Raw genomic sequence first — 19,089 nt, 5'->3', positions numbered from 1 at the left:
GCCCGCGGCTGAGCTGCTGCCGCGGGCGCCTCGCCACGGCCCCCCGATACCAGTGGGCCGCACCGGTCGCCCGGCCGCCGGCCCGCACTCAGTATGTCGGCTCCGAGTTGATTGCGGATGCCGTGGTGTTGACGATCCGTGCCGGTTGCAGGTGGCGCGCCCGGTACGCCTGGGGGGTCTCCTCGTACGCGGCCCGGAACGCGCGGCTGAAGTGGGCCTTGTCCCGGAAGCCCCAGCGGGCGGCGACGAGCTGGATCGGTCGGTCGGCCAGCGCCGGGTCGGCGAGGTCCCGGCGGCACCGTTCCAGCCGCTCGTCCCTGATGTACGCCGCGACAGTGGTCTCCTCGGCCTCGAAGAGCCGGTGCAGCGACCGGACCGAGACGTGGTGCGCGTCGGCGATCGACTGGGGGCTCAGCGCGGCGTCGCCGAGGTGCTGGCGGACGTGGGAGCGCACCTGGGCCAGCAGGGCCCGCCGCCGCACCTCGGTGGGCACCGCGTCCTCGGAGACCAGGTGCCGGCCCAGCAGGGTGGAGATCAGGTCGAGCCCGACGCCGCCCAGCCGCTCGGCGTCCGCCGCGTGGTACTGCTCGGGATGGCCGGTGAGCTGGATGAGGTAGTTGGACAGCAGCGCCCCGATCCCCTCGGTGCCGGACATCCGGCCGGCGAACAGGGGAGCGAGCCGGCGCGGGGGCAGGGGCAGCGCCTCGTACGGGATGAAGGCCACGATCGACCGGACGGAGGGGTTGTCGTCGTCGCCGTGGTGGCTGAGCTCCTGCGGGCGGGCGCAGTCGTAGAAGGTGAAGTCGCCGGGGCGGCAGACGCCGCGCTGCCCGTCCTGGTCCGCGATGCCGGTGCCGGCGAGGGTCAGCGCGAGCACGTAGTAGTCGGCGTCGGAGCGCTGGATCAGCTTCCGGCTCCGCACCCCGTCCAGCGAGGGGTAGCGGTGGCGGACCAGCTGCATGGGGCCCAGGTCGAGGAACTCCGACCGCGCGACGAAGTTGTCGGCGTGCTCGGTGCGTACCCGCATGAGCCCGGGCGTGCCGGCGAGCATGTCCAGCCACAGCCCGAAGCGGTCGGCGGTGGGCACCTGCTCCGTGTCGAAGACCTGCCGCGTCAATTCCCTGTCCATGAACGACTCCCCGTGGTTCGTCACCCTTCATCAAGCACGACGCCCCACGAGGCCGGGAGTTGCACTCGTGGGGCGTGACATATCCGTCATTGACGGACGTGAAATATTCTGTTAACAGTCCGGTCAGTCGTTCAGCACGTGCGCGAGCCGGTCGCGGAAGCGCCGCTCCGAGTCGCTCACCACGTCGCCGCCGAGGCCCAGGATGCCGCCGGTGGAGGCGGCGCCCACGACCTGCTCGGCGATCTCCACCAGCCAGTGCCGGTACGCGCCGGCCTGGCCCTCGTCGATCTTGCCGGACAGCAGTGCCGACGCCTGCCCGGCCCGGCCGAGCACGTCCTCGATCATCGCCTGCGGGTCGTCCGGGGTGAGGACGGGCAGCTCCGCGCCGGTCTCGGGGTCGCCCACCCGGGACACGACCTCGCCGGCCACGGCGGCCACCAGCGGGCTGGCCGACTCGCGGCCCGCGGCGATGGTCTCCAGCCCGGCGGCGTTCTCGGCCATGGTGCGCCGGGTGCCGTCGGACTCGGCCGCGGCCGCCGCGGTGAGGACCGCCTGCGGCAGACCGACCAGCAGCCCCCACTCCTCGTCGGAGAAACCGAACCCGGTGTACGCCGGCTGCTCGATCACGATCAAGCCCCTTTCGCCGTGGTCGTCGTTGTCGACGGGCACCGCTCCCGCGGCGCCCGGGTCAGGCTAGTCCAGCTCCAGCAGGCCCTGTTCGGACACCACGCGGACGGACAGCGTCTTGTAGCCCACCTCGTCGAAGAGGACCGTCATCTTGTCCTCCTCGTAGCTGAGCACCAGGCCGGCGCCCCACTCCGGGTGCCGCACCTGGCTGTGCACCGGGAACGGGCCGACGGCGCCGTCACCGGCGACGCTGGTGCCGGCGTGGCAGTTGTCGCAGTGCCCGCAGACCACGCTCATCTGCTCACCGAAGTAGGCCAGCAGGGCCTGCCCCCGGCAACCGGTGGTCTCCGCGAAGGCGCGCATCATGTCGGTGCGCGACCGCGTCACGGTCTGCTGCCGCTCCGCCTCGGCGAGCGCGGCCCGGCCGGACTCGGCGGCCGCCGGGGCGTACCGGGGGGCGGCGATCCGCTGCCGTGCGCGCGGCTCGGCGGCGCCGACCTGCTCCAGCAGCGAGACGTACTGGCCGAGCTTGCGCGGCCCGAGCCCGGTCAGCTCGCGCAGTTCCTTCTTGGTCCGGGCCTGCTTACGCAGCAGCGCGGCGAGTTCGGCCAGTTCCTTCTCGTCGGGCAGGCCGCCGCTGAAGTAGCGCTGGAGACCGACGTCCTCGGCGCGCCAGAGCAGCAGCACCCGGGCGGGCGCGCCGTCCCGGCCGGCCCGGCCGATCTCCTGGAAGTAGCTGTCCGGCGAGTCGGGCAGTGCCATGTGCACCACCCAGGCGATGTTCGGCTTGTCGATGCCCATGCCGAACGCCGAGGTGGCCACCATGATCGGCACCTGGTCGGCGAGGAATGCCTCGTGCAGGTCGTTGCGGGCGCCCGTCGGCATCCCGCCGTGGTAGTACTCCGCCGGGAAGCCCGCGTCGGTGAGCCGCTGGGCCAGTTCCTCGGCCGCCCGCCGGGTCGGCACGTAGATGATGCCGGGCCGCTCGTCGTCGCGCAGCAGCGCGACCAGTCGCCGCCACCGGTAGTCGTCGGTGGGGCAGTGCGCCACCTCGAGGAAGAGGTTGGGGCGGTCCAGCCCGGACACCACCACCTCGGGTTCGCGCAGTCGCAGCCGGGCGATGATGTCGTCGCGGACCGGCGGGGAGGCGGTGGCGGTCAGCGCCACGACCGGCGGCCGGCCGATGCCCTCGATGAGGTGCCCGAGCGCCAGGTAGTCCGGGCGGAAGTCGTGCCCCCAGGCGGAGATGCAGTGCGCCTCGTCGATCGCGACCAGCGCCGGCTTGAGCCCGCGGACCTCGGCGAGCCGGTCCGGGTTGCTCAGCGCCTCCGGGGTGATGAACAGGAACTCGGCACGCCCCGCCCGGATCTCCTCGATCGCCTCGGCCTGCTGGGCCGCGGTCTCGTCGGAGCTGATCCGTACCGCCCGCAGCTCGGGGCGCTGCCGCTCGTTGAGCGCGGCGATCTGGTCCTGCTGGAGGGCGAGCAGCGGGGAGATGACCACCGTGGGGCCGGGAATCAGGCTGGCCGGGATCTGGTAGATCGCCGACTTGCCGGCGCCGGTGGGGAGCACCACCAGGGCGTCGCGGCGCTTCATGACCGCGCGCATGGCGGCCAGCTGGTTGGGCCGGAGGGCGGTCCAGCCGAAGAGGCTCTTGGCCGCGCGGCGCAGCGTCGTGGAGTGCGTGGTCAGTCTCATCAGTGGCCGCAGGTACCCCTGGCGATCACCCCCGAAACCGGTCGGGGTTGACGGTCACCGTCGGGCCCGCGCATTATGAATGCCTGTTCATGAACATGCGTTCATCAGGAGGCGCCGTGCGGACCATCCCGAACGACCAGCAGGAGCGGGCCTGGAACGGTTACGAGGGCCGGCACTGGGCCGACCACCAGCGGCGGTACGACGCCATCAACAGCGGCTTCAACGAGGCGCTGCTCGCCGCGGTCCGGCCCGGCGACCGGGTGCTCGACGTCGGCTGCGGCACCGGCCAGCTCACCCGGCTGGCCGCCCGCCGCTCCGGCGCCGGCACGGCGCTCGGGGTGGACCTCTCCGCGCCGATGCTGGAGCGGGCCCGGGCCTCGGCCGCCGCCGAGGCGGTCGGCAACGTGGACTTCGTGCGGGCCGACGCCCAGGTTCACCCCTTCCCGCCGGCGGCCTTCGACGTCGCGCTGAGCCGGTTCGGCGTGATGTTCTTCGCCGACCCGGTCACCGCGTTCGCCAACCTCGGCCGGGCGCTGCGCCCCGGCGGGCGGCTCGCCTTCGTCTGCCTCGACGACATCCGCCGGGGAGACCTCGGCGCGGCGCTCGCCCCGCTCGCCGCGCACCTGCCGCCCACCGGCAGCGACGGCACGGCCGTCGGCGAGCCGCTCTCCCTCGCCGACCCCGCGGTGGTGCGGGCCGTGCTCACCGACGCCGGTTTCGTCGACGTGGAGTGCGTGCCCCGGCAGGAGCCGGGCACCTGGGGGCGGGACGCCGCCGACGCCGCCGCGTTCCTGGCCGGCTGGGGGCCGGTCCGGCACCGGCTCGCACCGCTCGACCCGGCGGTCGGCGACCGGGTGCGGGCCGCCCTGGCCGAGGCGGTGCGGCCGTACGAGGGGCCGGACGGCGTCCGGCTGCGCACCGCGGCCTGGCTGGTGACCGCGCGCCGGCCCGGGTGAGCCGGCGGCCGTCGACAGGCGTCCGCCGGACCCGGCTCGCTCGGGGGAGCCGGGCCCGGCGGAGCCTAGGATCCTCGTGATGGCACCCAGAAGAGCAGCCGCGCTGCGGGGCGGCGAGCAGAGCCTGCGCGAGCACCTGATCGCCGCCGCCGGGCGGCTGGTGGCCCGGCGCGGCGTGGCCGGGCTGACCGTCCGCGACATCGCGCGCGAGGCCGGCGTCGCCGACGGGGTGCTCTACAACCACTTCGCCGACAAGGAGGAGCTGCTCGCGGCGGCGCTGCACGCGCACGTGCGGTCGGTCGAGGCGGCGCGGGAGGGTGCGGCCCCGCGCCCGGGCGAGGCGACCGTCGAGGCGAACCTGCGGGCGTACCTGGACCGGGCGCTGGCGCTGCACGCCGCGATCCTGCCGGCGTTCGCCGGGCTGACCACCCAGCCGAAGCTGCTGGCCCGCCTCGGCGAGCTGCCCGCCCCGCTCGGCGGCGGCCACGGGCTGCGCGGGGAGCTGGCCGAATACGTGCGCGCGGAGCAGCGGCTCGGCCGGGTCGCCCCGGCGGTCCGCCCGGACGCGGTGGCCACGCTTGTCGTCGGGGTCTGCCACGACCTGGTCCTCGGCGGGCTGCTCGACCCGGCCGGCCCACCGCCGCAGCCCGCCCCGGACCTGGTGGACGCCCTGGTCGCCACGCTGCTGCACGGCGTCCTGCCGGACCGGGGCGGGGCTCAGCGCAGCCGGGGCAGCACCTCGCGCTCGTAGAGGTCGAACAGGCCCTGCCAGTGCGGGCCGGTGTTGGCCACGTAGATCTCGTCGAAGCCGGCCTTCGCGTACTTGTCGATCATCTCCAGGTGGGCGTCGGCATCGCGGCCGCAGACGAACGACTCCTTCATCATCTCCGGCTGGACCAGCTGCGCGGCCTGCTCGAAGTGGCGCGGCGACGGGAGCACCTGGGACAGCTCGCCCGGCACGCCGGCGTTGGGCCACCGCTCGTACGCGATCCGCACGCCCTCGTCCTCGCTGTCGGCGTACGCGGCCTTGAAGCCGGCCTGGCAGGGCTTGTCGCCGCCGCCGGAGTCGCGGAACCGGCGGACCATGTCGGCGTCGGGCATGGTGCTCACGTAGCCGTCACCGATCCGGGCGGCCAGCTCGATCGACTTCGGACCGAAGCCGGAGACGTAGATCGGCGGGGGAGTGTCGGGGCGGGTGTAGATCCGGGCGTGCTCCACCGTGTAGTGCTTGCCGTGGTGGTTGACGAAGTCGCCGGTCCACAGGGCCCGGATCACCTCGACCGCCTCCTCCAGCATCTCCAGCCGGACGTCGGCCTGCGGCCACGCGTCGCCGAAGATGTGCTCGTTCAGTGCCTCGCCGGTGCCCACCCCGAGCACGAAGCGCCCCTCGTGCAGCACGGCGCTGGTGGCCGCGGCCTGCGCGATCACGGCGGGGTGGATGCGCACGGTCGGGCAGGTGACCGCGGTGGTCACCGGCAGCCGGCAGACCTGGCTGAGCGCCCCGATCGTCGACCAGACGAAGGCGCTCTGGCCCTGCGCGTCGACCCAGGGGTGGTAGTGGTCGGAGATCCACAGTGCCTCGAAGCCGGCCCGCTCGGCGCCGCGCGCCTGCTCCAGCAGCTCCGCCGGGGTGTACTCCTCGCTGGACAGGAAGTAGCCGATCCTCATCGTTCCCCCTCGCCGCGTCCGGGTGCCGGGCGCACCCGGGACACCGACAGCCCTACCCCGGGGAGAGCGGGTCCGAACCGGCCGCTACCGGCGGAACATCGCCCGGATGGCGATCAGCAGGAACAGGCCGCCGACCACCAGGCCGAGCAGGCGTACGCCGGGGATGTCCGCGGCGCTGGTGGCGTCGGCGAGCAGCGCGGCATGCATTGTCGCACTCTCCCACGGCCCGGCCGCCGGTGCCAGCGGCTAACAGTAAGGATTGTTGACTATTTCCGGACGCGGTGTGACCATGTCAGCACCGCCGGGGCGGCGGGCCGTGGGGAAGACGGGGGTACGACAGCGCATGAGCGAGCGGATCGTGGGAGCGACCGGAGACCTGGCGGCCCTGGCCGCCGCCGTCCTGCAACCCGGGTTCGTCGGCACCACACCGCCGCCGTGGGTCTGCCGCTGGCTCGGCGAGGGTCTCGGGTCGGTGGTTCTCTTCGCCCGCAACGTCGTCGACCACGAGCAGGTCGCCGAGCTGACCGCGAACCTGCGCGCCGAGCGGCCCGACGTGATCGTGGCCATCGACGAGGAGGCCGGCGACGTCACCCGGATCGAGTCGGCCCGGGGCAGCTCGCGGCCCGGCAACTTCGCGCTCGGCGCGGTCGACGACCCGGCGCTTACCGAGGAGGTGGCCCGGGACCTGGGCGCCGAGCTGGCCGCGGTGGGCGTGACGCTGAACTACGCCCCGGACGCCGACGTCAACTCGAACCCGGCGAACCCGGTGATCGGGGTCCGCTCGTTCGGGGCCGACCCGGCCCTGGTCGCCCGCCACACCGCCGCCTGGGTCCGCGGCCTCCAGGCCGGCGGCGTCGCCGCCTGCGCCAAGCACTTCCCCGGGCACGGCGACACCCGGGTCGACTCCCACCACGACCTGCCCCGCATCGGGGGCGACCGGGCCCGCCTGGACGCCGTCGAGCTGGCCCCGTTCCGGGCCGCCGTGACGGCCGGGGCGCAGGCGGTGATGACCGGGCACCTGCTGGTGCCGGCGCTGGACCCGGAGCTGCCGGCCACGCTCAGCCCGCGCATCCTGGGCCGCCTGCTCCGCGAGGAGCTGGGCTTCGGCGGCGTGGTGGTGACCGACGCGGTGGAGATGCGCGCCGTCGCCGACCGGTTCGGCTTCGCCGGCGCGGCCGTCCGCGCGCTCGCCGCCGGTGCGGACGCGATCTGCGTGGGCGGGGAGCGGGCCACCGAGGCCGACGCCCGCGAGCTGCGGGACGCCATCGTGGCCGCGGTGGTCGCCGGGGACCTGCCGGAGGAGCGGCTGGCCGAGGCGGCGAAGCGGGTCGGGCAGCTGGCGGCCTGGACGGTCGCCGCCCGGGCCGGCCGGTCCGGCGCCCGGCCCGGCGACGCCGGCTCCGCGATCGGGCTGGCCGCCGCCCGCCGGGCGCTGCGGGTGGTGGCCACCACGGGCGGGCTGCTGCCGCTGGCCGGCCCGGCGCACGTGGTGGAGTTCGCCCCGCCGCGCAACATCGCCATCGGCGAGGAGACCCCGTGGGGGATCGCCGCGCCCCTGGCCGCCCTGACGCCCGGCACCACGACCGCCCGGTACGCCCGGGAGGAGGTCCCCGCCGACCCGTGCGCCGGCACGGCCGGCCGACCGCTGGTGCTGGTGGTGCGGGACCTGCACCGGCACGACTGGATGCGGGACGCGGTCTCCCGCGCCCTGGCCACCCGCCCCGACGCGGTGGTGGTCGAGCTGGGCGTGCCCGAGCTGGTCACCGGCGCCGTGCACGTGGCCACGCACGGGGCGACCCGGGCCGCCGCCGTCGCCGCCGCCGAACTGCTCGCCGGCGCCCGCTGACCCGATCCCCGGACCGGGTCGGGTCGGCCGGCCCGCCCCGGTCAGGGCTCGGGGATCACCAGGTCGGCGTAGTCGGGGTGGCGCTCGATGAACGCGCGCATGAACGGGCACTGCACCGCGATCCGGTCCCCGCGCTCGCGGATCTGGTCGAGCGTGCCCCGGATCAGCGCCGAGCCCACCCCCATGTTCTGGAATCGGTCGTCCACCTCGGTGTGCGTGAAGACCAGCACCTCCCCGCGCGGCACGTACGCGGTGAACCCGGCCAGCGCGTCGTCGACCAGGATCTCGAAGCGGTGCTTCGCGGGGTTCTCCTCGACCAGGAAGCTCACCGGGCCATTCTCTCCCCGGCGGCCGCCAGCCGGTCGAGTTCGGCCAGCAAGCGGTCCACCTCCTCGACGGTGTTGTAGTGGTAGACGCTGGCCCGGACCGCGCCGCCGCTGTCCCGCAGGCCCATCGCGTGGAAGTACTCGTAGGCGTAGTAGTCGCCGGAGGAGAGGCAGACACCGGCCGCGCCCAGCGCCGCGGCGGTCTCCGCCGGGGCCGACCCGGCCACCCGGAACGACACCGTGGGGCAGCGCCGGGCCGGCGACCCGTACACGGTGACGAACGGGCGGGCGGCCAGCCCGGCGAGCAGCCGCTCGAAGACGGCCTCCTCGTGCGCCTGGGCGGCGGCCAGCCCGGCCCGGACCCGGTCCCGCCGGCTGCCGGTCGCGGTCGGGTCGAGGGTGGCCAGGTGGTCCACCGCCGCGGTCACCCCGGCCAGCAGCGGGAAGCTCGGGGTGCCGTACTCGAACCGGTCCGGGACCGCGTCGGAGGACGGGAGCAGCTTCGCCGGGCGCAGCGACGCCCACCGGGCCGGGTCGGCGGCCATCGCGGCGAGGTGCGGCCCGGACCACTTGTACGCGCTCGTCACCAGGAAGTCCGCGCCGAGCGAGGCCAGGTCGGTGGGGCCGTGCGGCACGGCGTGGACCCCGTCCACGCAGACCAGCGCGCCGGCCGCGTGCGCGGTCTTGGCGATCGCCGCCACGTCCGGCGCGGTGCCGACGGCGTTGCTGCCGGCGGTCACCGCGACCAGCCGGGTGCGCTCGGTGACCAGGTCGGCGTACTGGCCGGCGGGCAGCTCACCGGTCGCCGGGTCGAACTCGGCCCACCGCACCGTCGCCCCGACGGCCTCGGCCGCCTGCACCCACGGCCGGACGTTGGCGTCGTGGTCCAGCCGGGAGACCACCACCTCGTCGCCCGGCCCCCAGCCCGCGCCGAGCGTGCGGGCCAGGGTGTACGTCAGCGCCGTGGCGCTCGGCCCGAGCACCACCCCGCCGGCCTCCGCGCCGAGCAGGTCGGCCACCGCGGCGCGAGCCCCCGCGACCAGGTCCAGCGACCGCCGGCCAGGCACGAACGCGGTGCTCCGGTTGCCGGTGGCGGCGGTCATCGCGGCGCTGACGGCCTCGATCACGGGCCGGGCGGTCTGGGTGCCGCCGGCGCCGTCGAAGTGGGCGAAGCCCTCGGTCAGGGCGGGGTAGGCGGCCCGGGTGCGGGCGATGTCGAAGGGCATGCCGGGACCCTAACGCGCACCGGGCCGAGCACCGGCGGGTGGCGGTGTGGCCGTCGTCTCGTACCCTTGGCCGGGTGACGAACCGACGCGTTTCCCCCTCGCCGACCCCCCTCCGCCGGGCCGCGGGCCTGTTCGCCGGCCTCGCCCTCGGCGTCGCGCTGCTGGCCGGATGCAGCTCGGAGAACGCCTCCACCGACTGCGGGCTGGACGCCTGCACGGTCACCTTCGACCGCGGCGTCGAGGCCAGCGCCACCATCCTCGGCGTCGAGGCGAAGCTGGTCGGTGCCGAAGGCGACCAGGTCACCGTCGAGGTGGCCGGCGAGCAGCTCTCGCTCACCGTCGGCCAGCAGGCCGCCCAGGCCGGCGGCTTCTCGGTGACCCTGGACAGCGTCACCGACCAGCAGGTCGTCATCCGGGTGGCACGCGACCCGAACAGCTGATCCGCGCGCCGGGCGGCAGCGGCCGACGTTTGGAAATCTTCGCACCGGGAGATTGAGGCGCCATGTCTCTCACCCGGAACGCCGGAGCCACCGCCGCCCAGGCCGCGAACAGCAGGTGGCTCGAACTGTTGACCCGGGCCGGTTTCATCGGCTACGGGATCGTGCACCTCCTCTTCGCCTGGCTGGCCCTCCAGATCGCCTTCGGCAAGTCGGGGGAGGAGGGCAACCAGAACGGCGCCCTGCGCACCCTCGGCGCCCAGCCGATGGGCAAGTTCCTGCTGGTCGCCATCGCCGTGGGGCTCTTCGCCATGGCCATCTGGCAGGCGTTCGAGGCGGTCATCGGCCACCGCTACCTGCGGGGCAAGGAGAAGCTCTTCGAGCGGATCGCCTCCGTCGTGCGCGTGATCGTCTTTGTCTGGCTGGGCTGGACCGCCATCAAGGTCGTCCAGGACGCCAGCGCCAACGCCGCCAACCAGCAGCAGCAGTTCTCCGAGAAGCTGATGGCCTCCGACGGTGGCCGGTGGCTGGTGGGGCTCGCCGGGCTGGTGCTCGCCGCCGTCGGCATCGGCATGGTGATCTACGGGCTCAAGAAGAAGTTCGAGCGCAACCTCAAGACCGGCGAGATGAGCCCGAAGACGCACACCCTGACCCGCCGCCTCGGCATGGCCGGGTACGCGGCCCGGGGCGCGGTCTTCGCCCTCGCCGGCCTGCTCATCGTCGTGGCCGCCGTGAAGTACGACCCGGAGAAGGCCCGCGGCCTGGACGCCGCGCTGCGGACCCTCCGCGACCAGTCGTACGGGCCGATCCTGCTGGCGCTCATGGCGCTCGGCATCGCGGCCTTCGGCGTCTACTGCTTCCTCCAGTCGCGCTATCGCCGGGTGTGATCCTGGTCGATACGCGATAGTCCGGGCACCATTGGGCCTTTGCCCGATTCCGCCCGGCCGGAGGGAGATGGAGAAACGTGCAGACCTACCTCGTGACCGCCGCCGCCGCGCTCGCCGCGGCGGCGGTCGCGTTGTTGCTGGTCGAGGTGGTGCACCGGGTCACCCGCCGGCTCGGCCGGCGCTCGCTGCTCATGACCGAGCTGACCGACCACTCGCACCGCGCGTTCCAGGTGGCGGCGACCGTGCTCGCCGTGCAGCTCGCGGTCCGGTTCACCACCCTGTACGCGGTGGGCAGCCCCTGGCGGCAGGTGCTCCTGCACGCCCTGGTGCTCGCCCTGATCGCCGCCGCCGCCTGGCTGGTGGCCTCGCTGCTGGTGGTGGCGGAGGACACCGCCCTGGCCCGGTTCCGGGTCGACGTGCCGAACAACCGGCACGCCCGGCGGGTGCGTACCCAGGTGGTGCTGCTGCGCCGGCTGACCATCGCGGTGATCGTGGTGCTCGCCCTCGGCGTGATGCTGATGACCTTCCCCGCCGTCCGCGGCATCGGCGCCGGCGTGCTGACCAGCGCCGGTGTCGTCGGTGTGGTCGCCGCGCTGGCCGCGCAGAGCCTGCTGGGCAACGTGTTCGCCGGCCTCCAGCTCGCGTTCAGCGACGCGGTACGCCTCGACGACGTGGTGGTGGTCGAGGGGGAGTGGGGCCGGATCGAGGAGCTGACGCTCAGCTACGTGGTGGTGCAGATCTGGGACGACCGCCGGCTGATCCTGCCCACCTCCTACTTCACCAGCACCCCCTTCCAGAACTGGACCCGGACCGAGGCGGCCGTGCTCGGCACCGCCGAGTTCGACCTGGACTGGGCCATCCCCGTGCAGGCCATGCGGGAGGAACTGCGCCGGCTGTGCGAGGGCACCGAGCTCTGGGACGGCCGGGTCTGCGTGCTCCAGGTGACCGACGCGACCGGCGGCCTGGTCAAGGTCCGGGCCCTGGTCAGCGCCGCCGACGCCGGTAGCCTGTGGGACCTGCGCTGCCTGGTCCGCGAGCACCTGGTGGCCTGGGTGCGCGACCAGCGCCCCACCGCCCTGCCCCGGCTGCGCGCCGAGGTGGGCGACACCGCCGGTACGCCGCCCTGGCAGGCGGTGCAGCCCCGCCGGCCGGTCCGCCGGCAGCCGGACACCGAGGTCCCCGACGACGCGCGGGTCTTCGGCGGCAGCGACGACGGCGAGGCCCGCAGCGAGGCGTTCGTCGGGCGCGAGGAGCACGCCGAAGCGCGCCGCTGACCCGTACCCCCTTCTCCGGAGCCCCCGGCCGCCCGCGCGGCGCCGGGGGCTCCGTGCGTCGTGACCTCGGCCCCGGTCGGCCCGTTGCACCTGCCGGATGCCGGTGGATTCGCGGCATGTCAGGCCGGCTGCGTTTGATCGGCCCGTTAAGGGGGACCTGCTGCGCACGCCCCGGTTCCGGCCGCCGTCCGGCGGCCGGGCCAGAAGATGGTGCGCGGCCGGGCCGACCGGCCGCTCCGCGCAGGATTGACGGGCGGCGACTCCGGGCATACAGCGCGGTGATGATGAAAGGAGGACAGCATGGCTGACGTCGCGAGTCGCAGCACGTCCCGGACCGGGAACGAGCCGTCCACCGCGGAACTGGTGCAGCGGGCCACCGAACAGGTCACCCGCCTGGTGCGGGACGAGTTGGCGCTGGCCCGGGCGGAACTGACCCAGAAGGGCAAGCACGCGGGGATCGGGATCGGTCTGTTCGGCGGCGGCGGGGTGATGGCGCTCTACGGCGCCGGCGCGCTTGTCGCCACGGTGATCCTGCTGCTGGACCTGGTCATGCCGGCCTGGCTGGCGGCGCTGATCGTGGCGGTGGCGCTGTTCCTGCTCGCCGGGATCCTGGCGCTCGTCGGCAAGAAGCAGGTCAGCCGTGCCGTCCCGCCGGTGCCGGAGGCGACGGTCCGCAGCGTCCGGGCGGACGTCGACACCGTCACCGCCGCGGTGAAGGACGGGAGGCGGGGATGACCGGCAACGGGACCGGGGACGTGGCGGCGCTCCGGGAGGAGATCCGTCGGACCCGGGTGGAGCTGGGTGAGACCATGGAACTGCTCGCCGCGCGGGCCGACGTCAAGACCCTGGTCCGGCACTCCGCCGACCAGGCGAAGGCGCGGCTGCGGCAGCAGGCGGCGCTGACCGTGGCCCGGGTGCGCGGGCAGGCGGCGGAGAAGGCCCGGCTGGTCCGGGCGCAGGCGTACGAGAAGGGTGGGGCGGTCGGGCGCAACCCGGTGCCGTGGGCGGCCGTGGCCGCGGGCGCCGTGGTCACCGCGGTGGCGCTGCTGATCGTCCGAGGGAGGCGCAGGTGAGAAGGGGCATCGGACGGGCGGCCTACAAGCCGGCCGGCGTGCTGATGGGTCTGGCCGCCGGTACGGTCGCCGGGGTCATCTTCCGGCAGGTCTGGAAGATGACGGCGGGCGACGGCGAGGCGCCCAGCGCCACCGACGAGGACCGCGGCTGGGGCGAGATCCTGGCCGCCGCGGCGTTGCAGGGCGCGATCTTCGCGGTCGTCCGGGCCGCCGTGGACCGTGGCGGGGCGGTCGGCGTACGCCGGCTCACCGGCCACTGGCCCGACTGATTCCATACGCACGAAAAGGCCCCTTTCCACCTCGGTGGACAGGGGCCTTTCGCATGGCCCGACCGGCCCGGCCAGTGGCCCCGCCGCAACCGTCAGGTCACATGTCGGAGAATTTCGTCCGGTAGGCTGTGCGAAGTTTTTGCGTACGTGGTTTGCTGTCTCACGCTGTTGAGAGACGCGTGGGTTGAGAGAAGTCTCCTTCGATGGGGGCCGCCTCAGGCGCCGCTGCTCGAAAACGGCCAATCGGCCGCACGGCGTGCTCGGCCGCCAGTTTTAGAAGGAGATACACATGGCGCAGGGAACCGTGAAGTGGTTCAACGCTGACAAGGGCTTCGGCTTCATCACCGTCGACGGCGGGGGTGCTGACGTGTTCGTCCACTTCTCGGCCATCCAGACCAGCGGCTACCGCACGCTGGAGGAGAACCAGCGGGTGGAGTTCGAGATCGCCCAGGGTCAGAAGGGTCCGCAGGCCGAGCAGGTCCGCCCCATCTGAGCTGTCGGAGCACCGGCCGCGCCGGCCGGTGCGTGAGCCCCGCGTCCCTTCCCGGGAGGCGGGGCTTTCCGCATTGTGGACGCTTTCCTGCCTCAGCCGCGCCGGCGCCGGGCCCGCATGCCGAACCACAGCGCGACGAGTCCGATGAGGACGAGCACCGGGCCGACCACCGCCCAGATCCGTTGGTCGGTCAGCACGCTGCCCTCGACGTAGCCCAGCCCCGACACCGTCCACAGGGCACCGAGCACGACGGCGAGCAGCCCCACGGTGAGCCGGAACCAACCCCTCATCGTTCTCCCTCCGACGGCGCGCGTCCGGCTCCAGCATGCCCGCGGGCGCCGGCCCCCGGCGACGCCGCGCCGAGGGGCCGCCGCTCCGGATTCACCACCGGTCGTGCACCTGCGGCCGGATCAGCTCGTCGTACGTGGCCCGGACGGAGGCCACCTCCACCTCGGTGAGCGGCGGCAGGTCGGCCGCGGCGGCGTTGCGCCGGGCCTGCTCGGCGGTGCGGGCGCCCGGGATGACGACTGTGACGCCGGGCTGGTCGAGGATCCAGCGGAGCGCGAACTGGGCCATCGTCCGGCCCTCGCCGACAAGCGGCGCGAGCCGGCGCACGGCGGACAGGCCCTGGTCGTAGTCGACACCGGAGAAGGTCTCGCCGACGTCGAAGGACTCGCCGTGCCGGTTGAAGTTGCGGTGGTCGTCCGGCGCGAACGTGGTGTGCTCGTCGTACCGGCCGGAGAGCAGGCCGCTCGCCAGGGGCACGCGGGCGATGATGCCCACACCGGCCTTGGCGGCCTCGGGCAGCACCCGCTCCAGGGGCTTGTGCCGCACCGCGTTGAGGATGATCTGCACGCTGGCCACGCCGGGGCGGGCGATCGCGGTGAGCGCCTGGTCGCAGGTCTCGACGCTGACCCCGTACCCGGCGACACGCTCCTCGCTGACCAGGGTGTCCAGGGCGTCGAAGACCCGGTCGTCGGCGAAGACCGCGCTGGGCGGGCAGTGCAGCTGCACGAGGTCGAGGGTGTCCACGCCGAGGTTGGCCCGGGACCGGTCGGTCCAGGCCCGGAAGTTGTCCAGGGTGTACGCCTCCGGCGTCTGGGGCACCCGCCGGCCCATCTTGGTGGCCACGGTCAGCCCGTGCCCGGGGCGCTCGCGCAGGAAGCGGCCGATGAGCTGCTCGCTGCGGCCGTCGCCGTACACGTCGGCGGTGTCGAGGAAGGTGACCCCGGAGTCGACCGCGGCACCCAGGATGTCGAGGGCGGCGCTCTCGCTGACGTCGCCCCAGTCCGCGCCGAGCTGCCAGGCGCCGAGTCCGATGATGCCGACGTGCCGGCCGAGCCGGTCGAAGCTGCGCTGTTCCACCCGGTCGAGCCTAGTGAGCCGCTTGCCGCGGCGCCCGTCGGGCCGTACCGTTTAGCAAGACGTACGTACGGTTTGGAGGCTGTCATGTGGGACCCGAGCACCTACCTGCGCTACGGCGACGAGCGCTCCCGGCCCTTCCACGACCTGCTGGCCCGGGTCCCGGCGGAGCGGCCCCGCGCGGTCGTCGACCTGGGCTGCGGCCCGGGCACCCTGACCGCGACCCTGGCCCACCGCTGGCCGGAGAGCCGGATCGCCGGCCTGGACTCCTCCGCCGAGATGATCGCACGCGCCCGCGCCATGGGACGGGTCCGCAGCCTGGCCGCGGCCGGCGTCCTGGCCGAGCCGGTCTCCTTCTCGGTCGGGGACGTGCGGGACTGGCGTCCGGAGCCCGACGTCGACGTGGTGGTCTGCAACGCGGTGCTCCAGTGGGTGCCCGGCCACCAGGAGCTGCTCACCCGCTGGGCCGCCACGCTGCCGGCCGGCGCGTCGCTGGCGTTCCAGGTGCCGGGCAACTTCGCCGCCCCGTCGCACCGGGCGTTGCGGGAGGTCGCCGGGCGGGACCGGTGGCGGGACACCCTCGCCCCGCTGCTGCGCGAGGCGCCCGTCGACGACCCGGTCGACTACGCCGCCCTGCTGGTCGGTGCCGGCTGCGCCGTCGACGCCTGGGAGACTACCTACGTGCACCTGCTCCCGGCCGCCGGCGCCGACCATCCGGTGCTGGCCTGGATGGAGGGGACGGCGCTGCGCCCGGTCCGCGCCGCGCTGGACGCCGCCGGCTGGGCCGACTTCCGCGCCGAGCTGCGGGTACGCCTCGCCGAGGCGTACCCGGTGCGGCAGGGTCAGGTGTACTTCCCGTTCCGCCGGATCTTCGTGGTGGCCCGCACCGGCGCCCGCGCAGAGGAGAACCCGTGACCGACCTGCCCACCTTCATCGCCGGCCTGCCCAAGGTGGAGCTGCACGTACACCACGTCGGCTCCGCCTCGCCCCGGATCGTGGCCGAGCTGGCCGCCCGGCACGAGGGTCGCAGCCCCGTCCCGGCCGACCCGGAGGCGCTCGCCGACTACTTCGCGTTCCGCGACTTCGCCCACTTCATCGAGGTCTACCTCAGCGTGGTGGACCTGATCCGGGACGCCGACGACGTCTGGCTGCTCACCCACGAGGTGGCCCGGGAACTGGCCCGCCAGCAGGTCCGCTACGCCGAGCTGACCGTCACGCCGTACTCCCACGTGCACCGGGGGATCCCGGCGCCGGCGTTCTGCGAGGCGATCGAGGACGCCCGCAAGCGCGCCGAGGCCGACTTCGGCATCGCGCTGCGCTGGTGCTTCGACATCCCCGGCGAGGCCGGCCTGCCGTCCGCCGAGGAGACCCTGCGGATCGCCCTCGACGAGCGGCCGGACGGGCTCATCAGCTTCGGCCTGGGCGGCCCGGAAATCGGGGTGCCCAGGCCGCAGTTCAAGCCGTACTTCGACCAGGCCCGCGCGGCCGGGCTGCGCTCGGTGCCGCACGCCGGCGAGACCACCGGCCCGGAGACGATCTGGGACGCGCTGCGCGACCTGGGCGCCGAGCGGATCGGCCACGGCATCTCCGCCGCCCTCGACCCGACGCTGCTGGCCCACCTGGCCGAGCGACGGATCCCGCTGGAGGTCTGCCCCACCTCCAACGTCCGGACCCGGGCGGTGGCGAGCATCGAGGAGCACCCGCTGCCGCAGCTCGTCGAGGCCGGCGTGCTCGTCAGCATCAACTCCGACGACCCGCCGATGTTCGGCACCACGCTCAACGACGAGTACGCCGTGGCGGCCCGCCTGCTGCACCTCGACCCGGCCGGGGTGGCCGCGCTGGCCCGCGACGCGGTGACCGCCGCGTTCCTGGAGCCGGGGGAGAAGGCCCGGATCAGCGGCGAGATCGACGCGTACGCGGCGGCCGCGACGCGCTGACCGGACGGGACGGCGCCGGCCGGCGGGACGCCCGCAGCGGCCGGCGCCGCCCGGCCAGGGCAAGCCCGAACCCGACCACCGCGGCCACCACCACGGCGGCGGCCGGCAGGCCGCCGGCGGAGCGGCCCGGGCCGTCCGCGTGCACGGGGTCCTGCCAGGCGGCGAGCGTGAGGGCGACACCCAGACCGATCACGGTGGCCCAGCGGAGCAGCCGGCTCAGGGTCGGCGTCATCACGGTCACCTCACGCCCGGGGTGCGGCTCGACGGGGGAGTGGCGCGCGGCGGGAGCGAGGTGTGGGGGGACCGAACTCCCGCCGCGCGCACGGCTCCGCCGACCGGAGTTCTTACGGGGCGTCCCGGCCGACGGAACTGATGGGTTCGGTCCTTATCCTGACAGCCCGGACGCTCGCCCCGGCCATCGTTAATTCACTCCTAAGGAGAACTTGCGGCGGCACACAGCCAGCGGCTCAGCGCGGGCGCGGCCAGCGCCGGCCGGCCCGCGGCTCCCGGGCGTCCCGCGCCATCCGGCCGACCAGGCCGAACCGGTTGACCTGCCGGGGCGTCGCCTCCGGGTCGGCCAGCAGCATCACCACGCTGGCCCCGCCGAGCCGGGCCCGGTCGATGCTCACCGAGCCGTTGGCCTGCATCGCGACCCGCTTGGCGATGTCCAGCCCCAGCCCGGTCGAGCCCTGGTCGCTGGCGCCGCGCCGCAGCGCCCGGTCCGGGTCGGGGATGCCGGGGCCGGCGTCGTCGACCCGGATCGCCACCCAGCCGTCCCGCCGGCTCACCGCCACCTCGAACGCGGTGCCCTGCGGCGTGTAGCGGAAGACGTTGCCGATCACCGCGTCCAGCGCGGCGGCCAGCTCGGCCCGGGGCACCGGCGCCGGGATCCGCAGCTGCGCCCCGACCACCCGGTGCGGCCGGTTCTGGTCGCCCGCGAGGGCCGACCAGAACACCATCCGGTCCCGGACCACCTCGCTGACGTCGCAGGTCGCCGGGCCGGTCTCCTGGCCGACCGCCTTGCGGGTCGTCTTGATCAGCTGGTCGACCTCGCCCTCCAGCGTGACGATGGCCTGCCGGATCCGCCGGATGCCGCGGCGGCGGTCCAGCTCCGCCTCGCTGAACGTGCCGATGCTGGTGTCGTCGGACTCCAGCGCCTCGGCGTCCAGCCGCAGCGCGGTCAGCGGCGTCCGCAGCCGGTGCGACAGGTCGGCAACGAGTTCCCGCTCGTCGGCGCGGAGCGCCACCAGCCGCTCGGCCATCCGGTTGAACGCGTGCCCGGCCTCGGCGAGCTCCCGCGGCCCGGTCGGCTCCACCCGGACGCCCAGCTCGCCGTCGCCGACCGCGAGGGCCGCCTTCACCAGCTCGCCGGTGGCGTCGACGGCGCGCGCGGCAACCCGGTCGACCACCACCACCGCGGCGCCGACAAGCGCCAGCGCCACCGCGAGCAGCAGCAGCCACCGCCCGCCGGCGCCCTCGTCGAGCACCTCCTCGGGGACGAAGACCTCCACCACGGCGACCCGGTCGCCGAGCACCACCGGATCCAGCCGGAGGACGCCGCCGGCCACGTCGGTGACCACCGAGCGCCGCTCGGCGGCGGCGCGGTCCAGCGCCGCCGCGTCGGCACGGCCCGCGGTCTCGTCGACCCCGATCCCGTGTACGACGGGTCGCAGCGCCGGATCGTCGCCGCTGGCCGCCACGGCCCGGCGGACGATCTCCGGGTCGGTGCTGACCGCGAGCGCCCCGGTGACCAGCGCGCTGCGCCGGGCCGCGTCGGCGAGTTTCTCCTCCCGCGCCTGGTCGGACAGGGTGATCCCGAGCGGCACGAGGAAGGCGAGCGCGACGAGGCTGCACATACCGGCCGTGAGCCAGGCCAGCGCC

Annotated in this window: 23 protein-coding genes; 12 read left to right on the top strand and 11 right to left on the bottom strand. The window is 74.5% G+C overall.

Translation table 11 applies throughout. The features are described 5' to 3' along the window. Positions 1–88 precede the first annotated feature (88 nt). The 3 genes from GA0070603_RS09055 to GA0070603_RS09045 form a co-directional block, all read right to left on the bottom strand. Entirely contained in the window at positions 89–1,129 is a 1,041-nt protein-coding gene (locus GA0070603_RS09055; protein WP_091321718.1) for an AraC-like ligand-binding domain-containing protein, read from the bottom strand. Positions 1,130–1,252: 123 nt separating this feature from the next. Then, entirely contained in the window at positions 1,253–1,756 is a 504-nt protein-coding gene (locus GA0070603_RS09050) for a hypothetical protein (protein WP_091321716.1), read from the bottom strand. A 66-nt stretch (positions 1,757–1,822) separates the two neighbouring features. Beyond that, entirely contained in the window at positions 1,823–3,454 is a 1,632-nt protein-coding gene (locus GA0070603_RS09045) for a RecQ family ATP-dependent DNA helicase (protein ID WP_091310109.1), read from the bottom strand. A 116-nt stretch (positions 3,455–3,570) separates the two neighbouring features. Between GA0070603_RS09045 and GA0070603_RS09040 the strand changes: the two genes are divergently transcribed. Both GA0070603_RS09040 and GA0070603_RS09035 read left to right on the top strand, forming a co-directional pair. After that, the gene (locus GA0070603_RS09040; protein WP_208862844.1) at positions 3,571–4,410 is read left to right on the top strand and encodes a class I SAM-dependent methyltransferase; all 840 of its coding nucleotides are present in this window, start codon (positions 3,571–3,573) and stop codon (positions 4,408–4,410) included. Between the two features lie 79 nt (positions 4,411–4,489). After that, positions 4,490–5,161: a TetR/AcrR family transcriptional regulator gene (locus GA0070603_RS09035; protein ID WP_091310106.1), complete on the top strand. Its 672-nt coding sequence runs from the start codon at positions 4,490–4,492 to the stop codon at positions 5,159–5,161. On the opposite strand, the gene GA0070603_RS09030 is transcribed toward GA0070603_RS09035, so the two are convergent. Both GA0070603_RS09030 and GA0070603_RS32350 read right to left on the bottom strand, forming a co-directional pair. Then, complete coding sequence (locus GA0070603_RS09030) at positions 5,128–6,078, bottom strand: TIGR03557 family F420-dependent LLM class oxidoreductase (RefSeq protein ID WP_091310102.1); 951 nt, start codon at positions 6,076–6,078, stop codon at positions 5,128–5,130. The two genes, GA0070603_RS09035 and GA0070603_RS09030, sit on opposite strands and share 34 nt — an antisense overlap. Before the next feature lie 84 nt (positions 6,079–6,162). Next, on the bottom strand, positions 6,163–6,285 hold the full coding sequence (locus GA0070603_RS32350; RefSeq protein WP_279627483.1) for a hypothetical protein: 123 nt from the start codon (positions 6,283–6,285) through the stop codon (positions 6,163–6,165). Positions 6,286–6,421: 136 nt separating this feature from the next. Here GA0070603_RS32350 and GA0070603_RS09025 point away from each other — a divergent pair, with 136 nt between their 5' ends. Continuing rightward, complete coding sequence (locus GA0070603_RS09025) at positions 6,422–7,924, top strand: glycoside hydrolase family 3 protein (RefSeq protein WP_091310099.1); 1,503 nt, start codon at positions 6,422–6,424, stop codon at positions 7,922–7,924. A gap of 41 nt (positions 7,925–7,965) precedes the next feature. On the opposite strand, the gene GA0070603_RS09020 is transcribed toward GA0070603_RS09025, so the two are convergent. Together GA0070603_RS09020 and GA0070603_RS09015 are read right to left on the bottom strand one after the other, a co-directional pair. Continuing rightward, complete coding sequence (locus tag GA0070603_RS09020; RefSeq protein ID WP_091310095.1) at positions 7,966–8,253, bottom strand: GNAT family N-acetyltransferase; 288 nt, start codon at positions 8,251–8,253, stop codon at positions 7,966–7,968. Further along, on the bottom strand, positions 8,250–9,476 hold the full coding sequence (locus GA0070603_RS09015) for a cysteine desulfurase-like protein (protein WP_091310091.1): 1,227 nt from the start codon (positions 9,474–9,476) through the stop codon (positions 8,250–8,252). The genes GA0070603_RS09020 and GA0070603_RS09015 overlap by 4 nt, the downstream gene beginning before the upstream one ends. Positions 9,477–9,550: 74 nt before the next feature. Here GA0070603_RS09015 and GA0070603_RS09010 point away from each other — a divergent pair, with 74 nt between their 5' ends. From GA0070603_RS09010 to GA0070603_RS08980, 7 genes are all read left to right on the top strand, one after another. After that, complete coding sequence (locus GA0070603_RS09010) at positions 9,551–9,916, top strand: hypothetical protein (RefSeq protein WP_091310087.1); 366 nt, start codon at positions 9,551–9,553, stop codon at positions 9,914–9,916. 62 nt (positions 9,917–9,978) lie between these two features. Further along, positions 9,979–10,800 (top strand): DUF1206 domain-containing protein, encoded by an 822-nt coding sequence (locus tag GA0070603_RS09005; protein WP_091310083.1) that lies wholly within the window; start codon positions 9,979–9,981, stop codon positions 10,798–10,800. A 77-nt stretch (positions 10,801–10,877) separates the two neighbouring features. Continuing rightward, on the top strand, positions 10,878–12,074 hold the full coding sequence (locus GA0070603_RS09000) for a mechanosensitive ion channel family protein (protein WP_091310079.1): 1,197 nt from the start codon (positions 10,878–10,880) through the stop codon (positions 12,072–12,074). 300 nt (positions 12,075–12,374) lie between these two features. Continuing rightward, positions 12,375–12,809 carry a phage holin family protein gene (locus GA0070603_RS08995; RefSeq protein WP_091310076.1) on the top strand — a complete coding sequence of 145 codons (435 nt, stop codon included), beginning with the start codon at positions 12,375–12,377 and terminating at the stop codon, positions 12,807–12,809. Continuing rightward, on the top strand, positions 12,806–13,147 hold the full coding sequence (locus GA0070603_RS08990) for a DUF3618 domain-containing protein (RefSeq protein WP_091310072.1): 342 nt from the start codon (positions 12,806–12,808) through the stop codon (positions 13,145–13,147). The genes GA0070603_RS08995 and GA0070603_RS08990 overlap by 4 nt, the downstream gene beginning before the upstream one ends. A gap of 8 nt (positions 13,148–13,155) precedes the next feature. Next, positions 13,156–13,416, top strand: a complete 261-nt coding sequence (locus tag GA0070603_RS08985) for a DUF4235 domain-containing protein (protein WP_396871593.1) — start codon at positions 13,156–13,158, stop codon at positions 13,414–13,416. A 289-nt stretch (positions 13,417–13,705) separates the two neighbouring features. Next, positions 13,706–13,909 (top strand): cold-shock protein, encoded by a 204-nt coding sequence (locus tag GA0070603_RS08980; protein ID WP_007075740.1) that lies wholly within the window; start codon positions 13,706–13,708, stop codon positions 13,907–13,909. Between the two features lie 92 nt (positions 13,910–14,001). Here GA0070603_RS08980 and GA0070603_RS08975 read toward each other — a convergent pair whose 3' ends face one another. Both GA0070603_RS08975 and GA0070603_RS08970 read right to left on the bottom strand, forming a co-directional pair. Next, positions 14,002–14,199 carry a hypothetical protein gene (locus GA0070603_RS08975; protein WP_091310065.1) on the bottom strand — a complete coding sequence of 66 codons (198 nt, stop codon included), beginning with the start codon at positions 14,197–14,199 and terminating at the stop codon, positions 14,002–14,004. A gap of 91 nt (positions 14,200–14,290) precedes the next feature. Further along, complete coding sequence (locus tag GA0070603_RS08970) at positions 14,291–15,274, bottom strand: aldo/keto reductase (protein ID WP_091310061.1); 984 nt, start codon at positions 15,272–15,274, stop codon at positions 14,291–14,293. Positions 15,275–15,358: 84 nt separating this feature from the next. Here GA0070603_RS08970 and GA0070603_RS08965 point away from each other — a divergent pair, with 84 nt between their 5' ends. Beyond that, positions 15,359–16,186 (top strand): trans-aconitate 2-methyltransferase, encoded by an 828-nt coding sequence (locus tag GA0070603_RS08965; protein WP_091310058.1) that lies wholly within the window; start codon positions 15,359–15,361, stop codon positions 16,184–16,186. Beyond that, entirely contained in the window at positions 16,183–17,208 is a 1,026-nt protein-coding gene (locus GA0070603_RS08960; protein WP_091310054.1) for an adenosine deaminase, read from the top strand. The genes GA0070603_RS08965 and GA0070603_RS08960 overlap by 4 nt, the downstream gene beginning before the upstream one ends. Here GA0070603_RS08960 and GA0070603_RS08955 read toward each other — a convergent pair. Beyond that, the gene (locus tag GA0070603_RS08955; protein ID WP_091310050.1) at positions 17,165–17,440 is read right to left on the bottom strand and encodes a hypothetical protein; all 276 of its coding nucleotides are present in this window, start codon (positions 17,438–17,440) and stop codon (positions 17,165–17,167) included. The genes GA0070603_RS08960 and GA0070603_RS08955 overlap by 44 nt on opposite strands. Positions 17,441–17,675: 235 nt before the next feature. Further along, positions 17,676–19,064: a HAMP domain-containing sensor histidine kinase gene (locus tag GA0070603_RS08950; RefSeq protein WP_208862843.1), complete on the bottom strand. Its 1,389-nt coding sequence runs from the start codon at positions 19,062–19,064 to the stop codon at positions 17,676–17,678. Positions 19,065–19,089 lie beyond the last annotated feature (25 nt).

Origin of the sequence: Micromonospora chersina (assembly GCF_900091475.1) — a bacterium.
GTDB lineage: Bacteria > Actinomycetota > Actinomycetes > Mycobacteriales > Micromonosporaceae > Micromonospora > Micromonospora chersina.
This window is presented reverse-complemented; position numbering and strand designations above follow the sequence as displayed.